This is a genomic window from Bacillus pseudomycoides DSM 12442, assembly GCF_000161455.1.
In the GTDB taxonomy this organism is placed as follows: domain Bacteria; phylum Bacillota; class Bacilli; order Bacillales; family Bacillaceae_G; genus Bacillus_A; species Bacillus_A pseudomycoides.
Genome location: NZ_CM000745.1, coordinates 1,620,617 through 1,633,652, shown reverse-complemented (window position 1 = coordinate 1,633,652; position 13,036 = coordinate 1,620,617). Strand labels below are relative to the sequence as shown.

Sequence of the window (13,036 nt, the reverse complement as noted above, 5' to 3'; positions counted from 1 at the left end):
TTCAGCCTAACTAAACATACAAATCATATCCATATATAATAGAAACAATAATCCCAACTACCACTATCCCAGGCAATAAATTTGCCACTTTAATTTTAATAAAACCAAGTAAATTGAGTCCAATTGCAAAAATCATAATCCCACCAGTCGCAGTCATTTCTACGATAAACTGATTCATTAGCTTCTCTGGTACAAAACTATTAATTTGCGTCGCGAAAATCGCAATACCTCCCTCATATAAAATGACTGGTATTGCTGAAAATAGTACGCCTATTCCAAGCGTTGTCGTTAAAATAAGCGAAATAAATCCATCAATAATTGCTTTTGTAAATAGCACATCATGATTTCCACGAATACCGCTATCCAAAGCTCCAAGTATCCCCATTGCTCCGATAGCAAAGATTAATGTAGCTGTCACAAATCCAAGAGATATACTCCCTTCTCCTTTTGAGCCAACCTTTTTTTCTAGCCAATCCCCTAAACTCTTTAACTTTCCTTCTAACTCCAACCATTCTCCAATCACTGAACCAATAACAAGACTTATAATTACAACAAGAAAGTTTTCGCTTTTTAATCCCATTTGAAGACCAAGTACAGTAACAGCTAAACCAATTGTATGCATAACTGTCCCTTTCATACTTTCTGGAATATTACTTAATAGTTTACCTAATATAGTACCAATTAGTATACAAATTCCGTTCACTACTGCTCCTAATATAACCATTATGCCTTCTCCATCCTCTTCAAGCATTATTTTTCAAATTTTTATATCTAACATACAACAAAATACACGAAATTTTAACAGAATTTTCAAAACTCTACAAGTAAAATCGACTTATGTATTGTATTTTTTCCTCGTTTCATGTTACCGTAATATTACACTATGAGATGAGCTCTTAATACATAGCTATCATCTTACATACCATGTCTAGCATACATAAAGTGAAACTTTAATCAGCTCTCACCAATCAGACTTTTACGGACAGTTCATCTCCCACCTTAACCTCTTTGCTTCCGCTGAATTTTAAGACGGGAGTGTTACTGTCCATAAATAGCGGGATAAACTATTAAGCACTTACTCATTTTTGTACATATTATATGAAACTCTCATCATTGAACTTTCTAAAAGGAAGTCATGATATAAAAAGAAAAAGGAAAGATAACTATGACACCTTTATTTAAACGATTTATTTTAATAGTAATTCTCATTACACCGATTGTTTTATTGATAAATAACTCCTTTACATCAAAAGCAAAAGATACAGCTGGGGTAGAAAATAAAACGAAAAAAGCAACGGACACAAAGAAGAAAGAGAATCCTGAAATTACAATTACTTTCTCTGGTGATACGATGTTCGATTGGAATTTACGACCAGCTATTCAAAAAAACGGTGCTGATTATCCGTTCCAGCATGTGAAAGGTGAAATAACCAAAGCTGATATTTCCTTTATAAACTTGGAATCTGCATTTACAACACGGGAGAAAAAGGCCCCTGGTCAGTCATTCTGGATCAAAAGCGATCCTTCCACATTACAAGCTATTAAAAACACAGGCTATGACATTGTGAATATTGGCAATAACCATACGCTCGACTATGGACAAGATGGTTTAATGGATACGATATCTCATGTAGAAAAACTAAAACTCCCTTATATTGGAGCTGGAAAAAATGCAGATGATGCATACACAGCTAGAGAAATCACAGTAAAAGGGAAAAAATTAAATTCCTTTCCTTTGTTCGTTTTATGCCTGACTTTACCTGGGTAGCTGGTAAAGACAAGCCAGGTGTTGCAAATGGATATGATATCAATCTAGTAACAAAAACGATTAAAGAACAAAAGAAAGACGCCGATTATCTGATTGTGTATATGCATTGGGGTGTTGAAAAATCTAATAGACCTGTAGACTACCAAAAACAATATGTACCGAAAATAGTCGAAGCTGGTGCTGATGCGATTGTTGGAAGTCACCCACATTGGTTACAAGGATTTGAATACTACAACAAAGTCCCTGTCGCTTATTCATTAGGAAACTTCTTATTCCCTAACTATGTAAAAGGAAAAAGTGCTGAAACAGGTGTATTGACCCTTACATTTAAAGGAAAAGATGTACAAATGTCAATTAACCCTTATATCATTCGTAATGATCAAATTTCACCAGCCACCCCTGAGGAAAAGAAAAAAACACTACAATATTTACAAACCATTTCAACTGATGTAGAAATTGATGAAACTGGAACAATCAAAAATAAACGTAGTTAGAAAAAAGGAAGCTTTTCACTAAAAAGCTTCCTTTCTTTTTGTATATTAAATTAACAAATCAAACAAAACAGGATTTTTATTTAACTCCATAAATTGAATATTATTTTCTCGAAAACGGGTAATTAACGGTTCATAATCTTCTTTATGTTTTAGCTCCACTCCAACGAGTGCAGGTCCATTTTCTTTATTATGTTTTTTAATATACTCAAAACGAGTGATGTCATCCTCTGATCCTAATCCTTTATCAAGAAATTCTCGCAATGCTCCTGAACGTTGCGGAAATTCAATAATAAAATAATGTTTTAACCCTTCGTAAATGAGAGAGCGTTCTTTCATTTCCTGCATTCTATCAATATCGTTATTCCCACCACTTAACGTACAAACAACGGTTTTCCCTTTAATTTCGTCCTTATAAAAATCGAGTGCTGCAATTGAAAGAGCACCAGCTGGCTCCGCAACGATTGCATTTTTTTTGTACAATTCTAAAATCGTTGTACAAATTTTCCCTTCAGGAATCAATACAATATCATCCAATACGTCTTTACACGTTTCAAAGGTTAATTTCCCTACCTTTTTGACAGCTGCTCCATCAACGAAACTATCGATTTTTTCTAGGGCCACGTTTTCATTTTGTAAAAAAGCTTCTTTCATCGATGCTGCTCCCTTTGGTTCCACACCGATTACTTTTGTCGTAGGACTCACACCTTTTACATATGTACCAATACCTGATGCTAAACCACCGCCACCAATTGCTGTGAAGACATAATCCACATGTTTCTCCATATCGTGTAAGATTTCAACAGCGACTGTCCCTTGACCCGCAATTACATATGGATCATCAAACGGATGAACAAACATCATGCTATTTTCCTCACAATAGCGCTGCGCTTCTTGGAAAGAACTATCAAATGTGTCTCCAACTAACACAATTTCCGCATAAGTACCACCAAAAAATTGTACTTGAGATACTTTTTGCTTAGGTGTTGTTGTTGGCATAAAAATTTTAGACTGAATCTTCAATAAATTACACGTATAAGCAACCCCTTGCGCATGATTACCAGCACTAGCACATACAACCCCATTTTGTAATTGTTCTTTCGATAAGCTTTGAATTAAATTGTAAGCACCTCGAATTTTAAACGAACGAATTACTTGTAAGTCTTCTCGTTTCACATATACATCACATTCATATTTCTCAGATAAAACTGAATCCCGCTGGAGCGGTGTTTTATTGACGATATCCTTCATATGATTATGAGCCACAAGGATATCTTCGATTTTCACTCTCTCCCTTACATTTTGCACCATCTCGTATCATTCCTTATCTCTTTTATATAGATTTAATCAAAATTTTGCATTTTTAGCACTGCACCTGTATTCGCTGATGTTACCATTTGTGCATAGCGCCCAAGCCATCCTGTTTTCACTTTTAGCTCTGGTTTTCTCCATTCTTTTCTCCGTTTTTCTAATTCTTCATCACTTACTCTCACTTCAAGTAAACGTTCCTCTACATCAATACATACAATATCGCCTTGCTCGAGAAGTGCAATCTCTCCGCCAGCAGCAGCTTCTGGTGAAATATGTCCTACTGAAATGCCGCGTGATGCACCTGAAAACCGACCATCTGTTAATAGTGCAACATCTGCGCCTAATCCCATACCAGCAATTGCTGAAGTTGGAGCTAACATTTCTGGCATACCAGGTCCACCTCTTGGGCCTTCATAACGAATAACAACAACATCTCCTTTTTTCACTTTACCTAGCATAATCCCTGCAAGCGCCTCGTCTTGAGACCCAAAAATAACACATGGTCCTTCGAAACGTTTCACTTCTGTTGCACCACTTTTAATAACAGCACCATCTTTTGCAAGGTTTCCTTTTAATATACGCAGACCACCTTCTTCACTATGAGGATTTTCAAGAGAGTGAATTACTTCTTTATCTTGAATTTCTGCATGAGCGATGTTTTCTCGTAATGTCTGGCCAGTAGCTGTAATACGGTCCAGATGGAGTACACCTTCTTTTCTACTTAACTCTTTTAAAATAGCGCTGATACCACCTGCACGATCAATATCTTCCATATGCCAATTAGAAGCTGGGCTCACTTTACATAAATGTGGAACGCGTCTTGAAACTGCATCAATTCGGCTCATATCATAATCAAGTCCCGCTTCCTGTGCGATTGCTAACGTATGTAATACCGTATTTGTTGATCCTCCCATCGCCATATCTAATGCAAATGCATCGTCAATCGCTTCTTCTGTTACGATATCTCGTGGTTTAATATCACATTCAATTAATACTTTTAATTTTTCAGCTGCTTGTTGAATTAGTTCTTCACGCCTTGGGTCTGTTGCTAAAATGCTACCATTCCCAGGAAGCGCAAGCCCTAATACTTCACATAAACAGTTCATTGAATTTGCAGTGAACATACCTGAACAAGAACCACAAGATGGACAACCGTGATCTTCAATATCCTTTAACTCTTCTTCTGAAATTCTCCCAGATTGATAGGCACCTACCCCTTCAAAAACGGAACTTAAGTCGACTACTTCTCCTTTTGATGTTTTCCCTGCAGCCATTGGACCACCAGAAACAAATACAGTCGGAATGTTAACACGTAATGCGGCCATCATCATACCTGGTGTGATTTTGTCACAGTTCGGAATACAAATCATCCCATCAAACCAGTGTGCATTTACTACCGTTTCCACTGAATCGGCGATAATTTCACGGCTTGGGAGCGAATAGCGCATACCGATATGCCCCATCGCAATCCCATCATCTACCCCAATTGTATTAAACTCAAACGGAACCATACCAGCTGCACGTACCGCTTCTTTTACAAGACGACCAAATTCATTTAAATGTTTATGACCTGGAATAATTTCAATGAAAGAATTACAAATTGCTACAAACGGCTTATCAAAGTCTTCATCTTTTAAACCAGTTGCTTTTAATAAACTACGATGTGGTGCTTTGTCAAATCCCTTTTTAATCATGTCACTTCTCATCTTTTCAAGTCCCTTCTGTTCATTTTCACTTATCTATCTCCTACTACTTTTTCACTAACTCTTTCCCCTTTGGCTGCTGGATCCAAGTCATCATCTCTCGTAATTCTGCTCCTACTTTTTCAAGTTGATGATTTTGCTCTGCCTTTTTCATCGCATTGTAAGTTGGACGTCCTGCTTGATTTTCTAAAATCCATTTCTTTGCAAATTCGCCTTGCTGAATCTCCGCAAGAACTCGTTTCATTTCTTTTTTCGTTTCATCTGTAACAATTCTAGATCCTGTTACATAGTCACCAAACTCTGCTGTATCTGAAATAGAATGGCGCATATTCGTTAGACCACCTTCGTACATTAAATCAACAATTAACTTTAGCTCATGTAAGCATTCGAAATATGCAATCTCCGGACGATATCCACCTTCTGTTAACGTTTCAAAGCCTGCTTTCACAAGTGCAGTTACCCCACCGCATAATACAGCCTGTTCTCCAAATAAATCCGTCTCTGTTTCTTCTTGGAATGATGTTTCAATTACACCAGCACGTGTACAACCAACTCCTTTGGCATATGCAAGAGCTACATCAAAAGCGTTTCCAGTCGCATTTTGATAAACGGCAACTAAAGCTGGAACACCATTTCCTTCTTGAAATACGCGGCGAACAAGATGTCCTGGACTTTTTGGCGCAACCATCGCTACATCTACGTAACTTGGTGGCTGAATTTGTCCAAAGTGAATATTAAATCCATGTGAGAAAAGCAACATCTGTCCTTCGCGAAGATTCTTTTCTACTTCATTTCGATATACATGCGCCTGCTGTTCATCTGGCAATAATACTTGTACAACGTCTGCGGTTCTTACCGCTTCTGAAACTGACATTACTTCAAAACCATCCGCTTTCGCTACGTTAAAAGATTTTCCTGGACGAACACCCACTACAACATGAACACCGGAATCACGTAAATTTTGAGCTTGCGCATGACCTTGTGACCCATAACCAACTACTGCCACCGTTTTCCCTGCTAATACCTCTAAATTTGCATCTTTTTCATAATATGTTTTCATCTTCACATACACTCCTTATAATTTATTTACTTGCAAGACATCAATTAACTTTTTTAACTGATTTACGAGCAATATCGCTTCATTTTCTGTACAAACTGTCGTAAGTTTCATTTCCGAAATCTCTCTTGTTTCTCCTTCATTTAAATTTAAAAAAGAAATATTATAACCACGCCGAGCAAAAATTCCACTTACTCTTAGTAAAACTCCAGGGTCGTTATTGACAACGAGTGAAAAAGTATGACTCATTCTTGCCACCTCTTCATAATCATTTCATGATTCCCTTTATTAGGAGGGACCATTGGAAATACGTTTTCGCCCTCTTCTACACAAAAATCAACAACAACTGGTCCTTGATGACAAAATGCTTCTAACATGACTTGTTTCGCTTCAATCGGATTTGTAGCGCGCAAACCTTTTACTCCATATGCTTCTGCTACTTTTACAAAATCAGGCGATCCAATCTGTGATTCTGATAAACGACTTTCATAGAACATCTCTTGCCATTGTCTGACCATACCTAAAAACTTGTTATTAATAATAAAAACTTTCACTGGAATATTGTTTTCTGCAATTGTTTGCAATTCTTGAATGTTCATTTGAAATGAAGCATCTCCCGCAATACAGACAACTGGCTTATCCTCAAATGCAAGCTGAGCACCGATTGCTGCTGGGAATCCAAATCCCATCGTTCCTAGTCCACCAGATGTTAGAAATGTTCGCGGCTTTTGCGCCTTATAAAAATGTGCTGCCCACATTTGATGCTGCCCAACTTCTGTGGTCACAATTGCTTCACCATTTGTTAATTCACTTACTAAATGAATCACATGCTGCGGCTTTAATTTTGATTCACTCTGTTCATATGACAGCGGGTATTCTTTTTGCCATGTTCTTACTCTCTCTACCCATGAATCAGTTTGGCACTCTATTCGCATATCTACCAACATGTGCAACGCTCGCTTCACATCTCCAACGACTGGATATTCTACTTTCACATTTTTATGAAGTTCCGCTGGATCAATATCGATATGTACCTTTTTAGAATGAGGTGAAAATAGTTCTAACTTTCCTGTTACTCGGTCGTCAAAACGAACACCTAAGGCAAGAAGTAAATCGCATTCCGTTACTGCCATATTTGCGGCATACGTACCATGCATGCCTAGCATTCCTAAAAACAGTGGATCTCCCGGCGGATAAGCGCCGAGTCCCATTAAAGTCGAAACAACTGGAATACGGTTCTCTCTTGCAAATGTTAGAAGCTCTTCAGATGCATCTGCATGAATGACACCGCCGCCGATATACAGTAGCGGGCGATCTGCTTTTGAAATTGCCTCCGCCACGCTCTCCAGCTGCATTTTGTCTGGTTCGATCCGTGGCTTATAACCAGGAATTTGAACTTCTCCTTCAAAAACATTCGTTACAATAGAATTTTGAACATCCTTTGGAATATCAATTAACACCGGACCCGGTCGTCCACTTTTGGCAATATAATATGCTTCCTGCAATATACGTGATAGCTGATTCACATCTCGTACTTGATAATTATGCTTTGTAACCGGCATTGTGATTCCCACAACGTCCGCTTCTTGAAAACCATCTTTTCCAATGAGAGGTGTTGCTACTTGCCCTGTAATTACTACTAAAGGAATCGAATCCATATACGCATCTGCTAAACCAGTAACTAAGTTTGTAGCCCCAGGGCCGGAGGTAGCAAATACTACCCCGACCTCTCCAGAAGCTCTCGCATACCCTTCTGCTCCATGAATAGCTGCTTGTTCATGACGCGTTAAAACATGTTTCAAACCACTGCGATACAGCGCATCGTAAACTGGTAAAATAGCTCCGCCCGGATAGCCAAACACTGTTGTTACACCTAATTTCTTTAAACATTGAATAACATGTCCGGCACCTGTTACTTTTTTTACTTCTCCATGATCCACTTCATCACACACTGCATGTTGTTCCTTCATTTTGCTAACTCCTTCCCCTATTCGTTAAGCTAAGCTTTCTGCTAGTCCCGGAACGCGCACTCCTCGCTCTCTCGTTAACTTTTTAAATTCTTCTGTTAACTGTTTCGTTACTTCTCCTGGTTTTCCAATTCCGATTTCTCTTGAATCCACTCTTACAACTGGAATTAATTCAGCAGCAGTTCCTGTTAAAAACACTTCATCCGCTACATATACATCGTGACGAGTAAATGGTCTTTCTTCACAAGGAATATTTAACCTTTCACAAAGTTCAATGACACTATTCCTTGTAATCCCTTCAAGAGCCCCTAAATATGCAGGTGGCGTTACTACTTTTCCATCTTTCACAATGAACACGTTATCTCCCGATCCTTCACAAACATATCCTTGTTGATTTAACATAAGTGCTTCTAGCACACCTGCTTGTGCTGCTTCAATCTTTACTAATACGTTATTTAAATAATTCATCGACTTAATACGTGGATCAAGTGCATCTGGCATGTTACGCCTTGAAGCAACAGATACAACACTAAGACCGTTATCATAAAACTCTTGCGGGAACAACTTTAACTGTTCAGCAATGATAATGACACTTGGTTTCGTGCAGCTTCTTGGATCCAGCCCTAAATCCCCTTTTCCTCTTGAAACAATTAATCTAATATATGCATCTGCATATTCATTTTTTTGTAGTGTCTGTAAAACCGCTTGTTCCATCTCTTCGATTGTCATCGGGATCGTTAGTAAAATCGATTTCGCAGATTCATATAAACGCTTTAAATGCTCTTTTAAACAAAATACATTTCCGCCATAGCTACGAATCCCTTCAAATACGCCGTCTCCATATAAAAAACCGTGGTCGTAAACAGATACAACAGCCTTTTCTTTTTCTATTAATTCCCCATTCATATAGATATACTGGTTACCCATCTTACATCGCTCCTCTTTTTTATCTCTTTATGTGCAATCCATCTTTTTATCGATTGCTGAGAAGAATGCATTTTATCAGAACATTCTGTATATTAACCATAAAAATATCCTCGCCTCAACAATCGATTTTCTACAAACGTGTAGCAATCCATTGCTGAGACGAGGGAATCGTGGTACCACTCAGCTTCCTTATACTTCTCGCGAAATATATGCTCTGTAAGTCCTATTAGACTTTTGTTCTTTTACCGGGAACAACTCCGCTGCTCTCTACTCATTTTTTTCAAGGACAGTGCTCTGAGGTGATCTTCAACCGATACAATTGTTACCACCCTCACAGCCACGGGGCAGCTCTCTGAAACAATTTGTATCGTTTACTCTCCTCTTCTTTGCATTCTTCTATTCTCTTTTCTAAAGTAAAAACTCTCGCCTCAGCAATCAATCACTACGTCATAGTAGCTTTGATTGCTGAGGCGAGAGTTTCGCGGTACCACTCAGCTTCCTTATATTTCTCACAAAATATAAGCTCTGTAAGTCCTATCAGACTATCACCCTTTTACCGGGGATGAAACCGCCGCTCTCTACTCGGTTTCCCTTTCGCAAGCGATGCTCCAAGGTGATCTTCAATGATTCGATCGTTACCACCCTCACAGCCATGGGGCAGCTCTCTGAAACTTTCATAATCATCTACTTTCCTCTTCTTTGCATATACAATATATAAAAATTAGAAAATTCTAAATTAACTTTTAAGTTATTACACGTATTATAGGACTTCATTCTTTTCATTGTCAACATGTTTTTTGAAAAATTTTATTTTAAATTATAATCCGAACTTTTTATCAAAATAAAAAAGGAATGAATCTCAATCCAACACTCATATATTACTTAAGGCTTGTCTATTAGAAAAGACAGCTTCATACATATGTAAAATTATTAAGGAGATGATGTGAATATGTTACAAGGAAAAGTTGCATTGGTTACTGGAGCAAGCCGTGGAATTGGACGCGCTATTGCAAAACGCTTAGCAAACGACGGTGCATTAGTTGCTGTTCATTATGGAAATCGTAAAAGCGATGCAGAAGAAACAGTGCAGGAAATTCAATCAAATGGCGGTTCAGCTTTTTCTATAAATGGTAACCTCAAATCGTTACATGGTGTAGAATCTCTTTACCAATCTTTAGATGACAAATTGCAAAAACATACAGGTGAAAATAAATTTGATATTTTAGTAAATAACGCAGGAATCGGTCCAGGAGCCTTTATTGAAGAAACAACTGAAGACTTTTTCGATCGAATGATTTCCGTGAATACAAAAGCCCCATTTTTTATTATTCAACAGGCATTGTCACGTTTACGTGACAATAGCCGTATTATCAATATTTCATCAGCTGCAACACGAATTTCTTTACCCGATTTCATTGCCTACAGCATGACAAAAGGCGCGATCAACACAATGACTTTTACACTAGCAAAGCAACTTGGAGCAAGAGGGATTACAGTTAATGCGATACTACCAGGCTTTATTAAAACAGATATGAATGCTGAACTCTTAAGTGATCCAATGATGAAACGATATGCAACTGAAATCTCTGCTTTCGGCCGTTTAGGAGAAGTAGAAGATATTGCAGATACCGCTGCATTTCTTGCTTCCTCTGACAGCCGATGGGTTACTGGACAATTAATTGATGTGAGCGGTGGTTCTTGTTTATAAAAAAACATATAGTTTCAAATCTTTTTTATTGCGCAATAAAACAATTTATATAATACTAGATAAAACATATCTATTTAGGAGGATTACAGCAATGACAGAAAAAACATACGAACTCGCAACCTTTGCAGGCGGCTGCTTTTGGTGCATGGTAAAACCATTTGATGAACTTCCAGGTATTCAAAAAGTTGTTTCAGGCTATGCTGGTGGCTACACCCCAAACCCAACATACGAACAAGTAAAGTCTGGAACATCTGGGCATTTAGAAGTTGTTCAAATTACTTTCAATCCTTCTATTTTCTCTTATCAAAAATTACTAGATTTATACTGGCCACAAATTGATCCAACTGATGATGGCGGGCAATTTTTTGACCGTGGACCATCCTATCGCACAGCGATTTTTTATCATAATGAATCGCAAAAAGAGCTAGCCGAAAAATCAAAGCTAGCAATAGCAGAAAGCGGTATGTTTAAGGATCCAATCGTGACGGAAATTCGTTCAGCTGCTCCTTTTTACGAAGCGGAAGAATATCATCAACATTTTTATAAAAAAAATCCTGAGAAATATGCTCAGGAGCGTAAAGAGTCTGGTCGTGAAGATTTTATTAAGGAAAATTGGCAACAGAAATAATAAACAGACATCTTTAAGGCTGATGAAAAATTGTTTCATCGGCCTTTTTATATTTCAGTATAATAATTAACTCCTTACTTATTCACTTCATTTTTTAACTGCAACGCAATCAAACTAGCAAAATCATGTACTAGTGTCGCAGCTAATAAAGAAGTAATTTGAGCTTGATCATATGGCGGTAACACTTCCACTAAATCGAAACCAATATAATTAAAACCACTTAATGAACGCACCATATTTAATGTCTCACGACTGTTAAATCCCCCAACTTCTAATGTCCCTGTACCAGGCGCACAAGATGGATCTACAAAATCAATATCAAACGTTAAGAAACACGGTGTATCGCCAATCGTTGTTCGCATTTGCTCAAGGATACTTTCAAAACCACGATTACATAATTCTGCTGTTGTAATAACGTTATATCCTAAGTCATTGCTAGCTTCTATATCACCAGGATGATTCAATGTTCCACGAATTCCAATTTGAAATACTTTGTCTGGCTGTAGTAGCCCTTCTTCATGTGCACGTATAAACGGCGAACCGTGCCAATATTTTTCCTCATAATATGTATCCCATGTATCTGTGTGCGAATCGAAATGAATCATTGCCACAGGTCCATGAACTTTCGCTGCCGCACGAAGGCTTGCTAATGTAACAGAATGATCCCCTCCAAGACCTATCGGGATAATTCCCTGCTGCATTAACCCAAAAACGGCTTCCTCTATTAAATCATAGCTGCGATGAATATTATGTGGAATCACAGAAACATCACCAATATCAATCGCATTTGTGTCATCAAATGGGTATACATGGTGAATTGGATGATATGGAAATAAGGTCATCGATGCCTGACGAATTGCTTGTGGAGCAAAACGAGCACCAACGCGAAAAGAAGCAGCAGTATCAAATGGCATTCCTAAAATAGCAACTTTTGCTTGCTCATTACTTGATGGCAATCTCATAAATGTACCTGTCGTACAAAACTCTGGTTTTACATCTGGTGTTAGTGGATATTTCATTTCTCATTTCCCCTTTTCAAACATAATTTTTTGCACCCGAAAGAAACTTTTTTTATATGAATGTTTTTTATTAAAATGCAAAAATCATGCCATATAGAAAATGATTCGTTACCCTCTATTCACTCTTTTTCTGTCTATGCATAATTGCATAGCTTATTCTAATCAACATACAAAGTATGAAAAATAGTTTTTATTAAAAGGCAAGAAATTTCATAAATCACTTATTAAAAGAGTGCGTTTATAAAATGGCACACATGGTATAATAGGCGTTTTTATTTTACATATATAATTGTAATTGGTGTGGTCTATTCAAGGGATGATAATGATTCAAGAAATAAAGTAAGTTACTTAAATTGCAAACCCACTTAATTTATGACAAAAAAGCAAATTAAATTTCAATAAATCAAAAAACATTACATTTATATTACAAGACACATTGATTATTTCAATATTACAG

At 37.4% G+C, this 13,036-nt stretch carries 10 protein-coding genes, 1 pseudogene and 1 other annotated feature; of the genes and pseudogenes, 3 read left to right on the top strand and 8 right to left on the bottom strand.

All coding sequences use genetic code 11. The features are described from left to right. Window positions 1-10 precede the first annotated feature (10 nt). Window positions 11-724, bottom strand: coding sequence for a DUF554 domain-containing protein (locus BPMYX0001_RS08115; RefSeq protein ID WP_018766677.1), 714 nt, complete (start codon window positions 722-724; stop codon window positions 11-13). Window positions 725-1,165: 441 nt separating this feature from the next. Between BPMYX0001_RS08115 and BPMYX0001_RS29300 the strand changes: the two are divergent. After that, window positions 1,166-2,262: pseudogene (locus tag BPMYX0001_RS29300) on the top strand (CapA family protein). Between the two features lie 45 nt (window positions 2,263-2,307). Here BPMYX0001_RS29300 and ilvA read toward each other — a convergent pair. Genes ilvA through ilvE form a run of 6 tightly spaced genes read right to left on the bottom strand, consistent with a single transcriptional unit; the run spans window position 2,308 to window position 9,224 of the window. Then, entirely contained in the window at window positions 2,308-3,570 is a 1,263-nt protein-coding gene (gene ilvA / locus BPMYX0001_RS08105; protein WP_006094461.1) for a threonine ammonia-lyase IlvA, read from the bottom strand. Between the two features lie 32 nt (window positions 3,571-3,602). After that, window positions 3,603-5,276, bottom strand: a complete 1,674-nt coding sequence (gene ilvD, locus BPMYX0001_RS08100) for a dihydroxy-acid dehydratase (RefSeq protein ID WP_033798807.1) — start codon at window positions 5,274-5,276, stop codon at window positions 3,603-3,605. A 43-nt stretch (window positions 5,277-5,319) separates the two neighbouring features. Next, window positions 5,320-6,333, bottom strand: a complete 1,014-nt coding sequence (locus tag BPMYX0001_RS08095; protein WP_018783448.1) for a ketol-acid reductoisomerase — start codon at window positions 6,331-6,333, stop codon at window positions 5,320-5,322. Window positions 6,334-6,348: 15 nt separating this feature from the next. Continuing rightward, window positions 6,349-6,579, bottom strand: a complete 231-nt coding sequence (locus BPMYX0001_RS08090; RefSeq protein ID WP_018783447.1) for an ACT domain-containing protein — start codon at window positions 6,577-6,579, stop codon at window positions 6,349-6,351. Beyond that, complete coding sequence (gene ilvB, locus BPMYX0001_RS08085) at window positions 6,576-8,300, bottom strand: acetolactate synthase large subunit (RefSeq protein ID WP_006094458.1); 1,725 nt, start codon at window positions 8,298-8,300, stop codon at window positions 6,576-6,578. Before ilvB ends, BPMYX0001_RS08090 begins: the two co-directional genes overlap by 4 nt. Window positions 8,301-8,324: 24 nt before the next feature. Continuing rightward, window positions 8,325-9,224 carry a branched-chain-amino-acid transaminase gene (gene ilvE / locus BPMYX0001_RS08080; RefSeq protein ID WP_033798806.1) on the bottom strand — a complete coding sequence of 300 codons (900 nt, stop codon included), beginning with the start codon at window positions 9,222-9,224 and terminating at the stop codon, window positions 8,325-8,327. 463 nt (window positions 9,225-9,687) lie between these two features. Continuing rightward, window positions 9,688-9,933 (bottom strand) — a binding site (T-box leader). A gap of 240 nt (window positions 9,934-10,173) precedes the next feature. Here ilvE and BPMYX0001_RS08075 point away from each other — a divergent pair. After that, window positions 10,174-10,932 (top strand): SDR family oxidoreductase, encoded by a 759-nt coding sequence (locus tag BPMYX0001_RS08075; protein ID WP_006094456.1) that lies wholly within the window; start codon window positions 10,174-10,176, stop codon window positions 10,930-10,932. Between the two features lie 91 nt (window positions 10,933-11,023). Next, window positions 11,024-11,560, top strand: a complete 537-nt coding sequence (gene msrA, locus BPMYX0001_RS08070) for a peptide-methionine (S)-S-oxide reductase MsrA (protein ID WP_006094455.1) — start codon at window positions 11,024-11,026, stop codon at window positions 11,558-11,560. Between the two features lie 74 nt (window positions 11,561-11,634). Here msrA and speB read toward each other — a convergent pair whose 3' ends face one another. After that, window positions 11,635-12,579, bottom strand: coding sequence for an agmatinase (speB, locus tag BPMYX0001_RS08065; protein WP_006094454.1), 945 nt, complete (start codon window positions 12,577-12,579; stop codon window positions 11,635-11,637). Window positions 12,580-13,036: the final 457 nt, after the last annotated feature.

Excerpts from the sequence above, each read along its gene's own strand:
- ilvD (WP_033798807.1), bottom strand. The coding sequence starts at position 5,276 with ATGAGAAGTGACATGATTAAAAAGGGATTTGACAAAGCACCACATCGT.
- speB (WP_006094454.1), bottom strand. The coding sequence starts at position 12,579 with ATGAAATATCCACTAACACCAGATGTAAAACCAGAGTTTTGTACGACA.
- BPMYX0001_RS08095 (WP_018783448.1), bottom strand. The coding sequence starts at position 6,333 with ATGAAAACATATTATGAAAAAGATGCAAATTTAGAGGTATTAGCAGGG.
- BPMYX0001_RS08115 (WP_018766677.1), bottom strand. The coding sequence starts at position 724 with ATGGTTATATTAGGAGCAGTAGTGAACGGAATTTGTATACTAATTGGT.
- BPMYX0001_RS08090 (WP_018783447.1), bottom strand. The coding sequence starts at position 6,579 with ATGAGTCATACTTTTTCACTCGTTGTCAATAACGACCCTGGAGTTTTA.
- ilvA (WP_006094461.1), bottom strand. The coding sequence starts at position 3,570 with ATGGTGCAAAATGTAAGGGAGAGAGTGAAAATCGAAGATATCCTTGTG.
- ilvE (WP_033798806.1), bottom strand. The coding sequence starts at position 9,224 with ATGGGTAACCAGTATATCTATATGAATGGGGAATTAATAGAAAAAGAA.
- ilvB (WP_006094458.1), bottom strand. The coding sequence starts at position 8,300 with ATGAAGGAACAACATGCAGTGTGTGATGAAGTGGATCATGGAGAAGTA.
- msrA (WP_006094455.1), top strand. The coding sequence starts at position 11,024 with ATGACAGAAAAAACATACGAACTCGCAACCTTTGCAGGCGGCTGCTTT.
- BPMYX0001_RS08075 (WP_006094456.1), top strand. The coding sequence starts at position 10,174 with ATGTTACAAGGAAAAGTTGCATTGGTTACTGGAGCAAGCCGTGGAATT.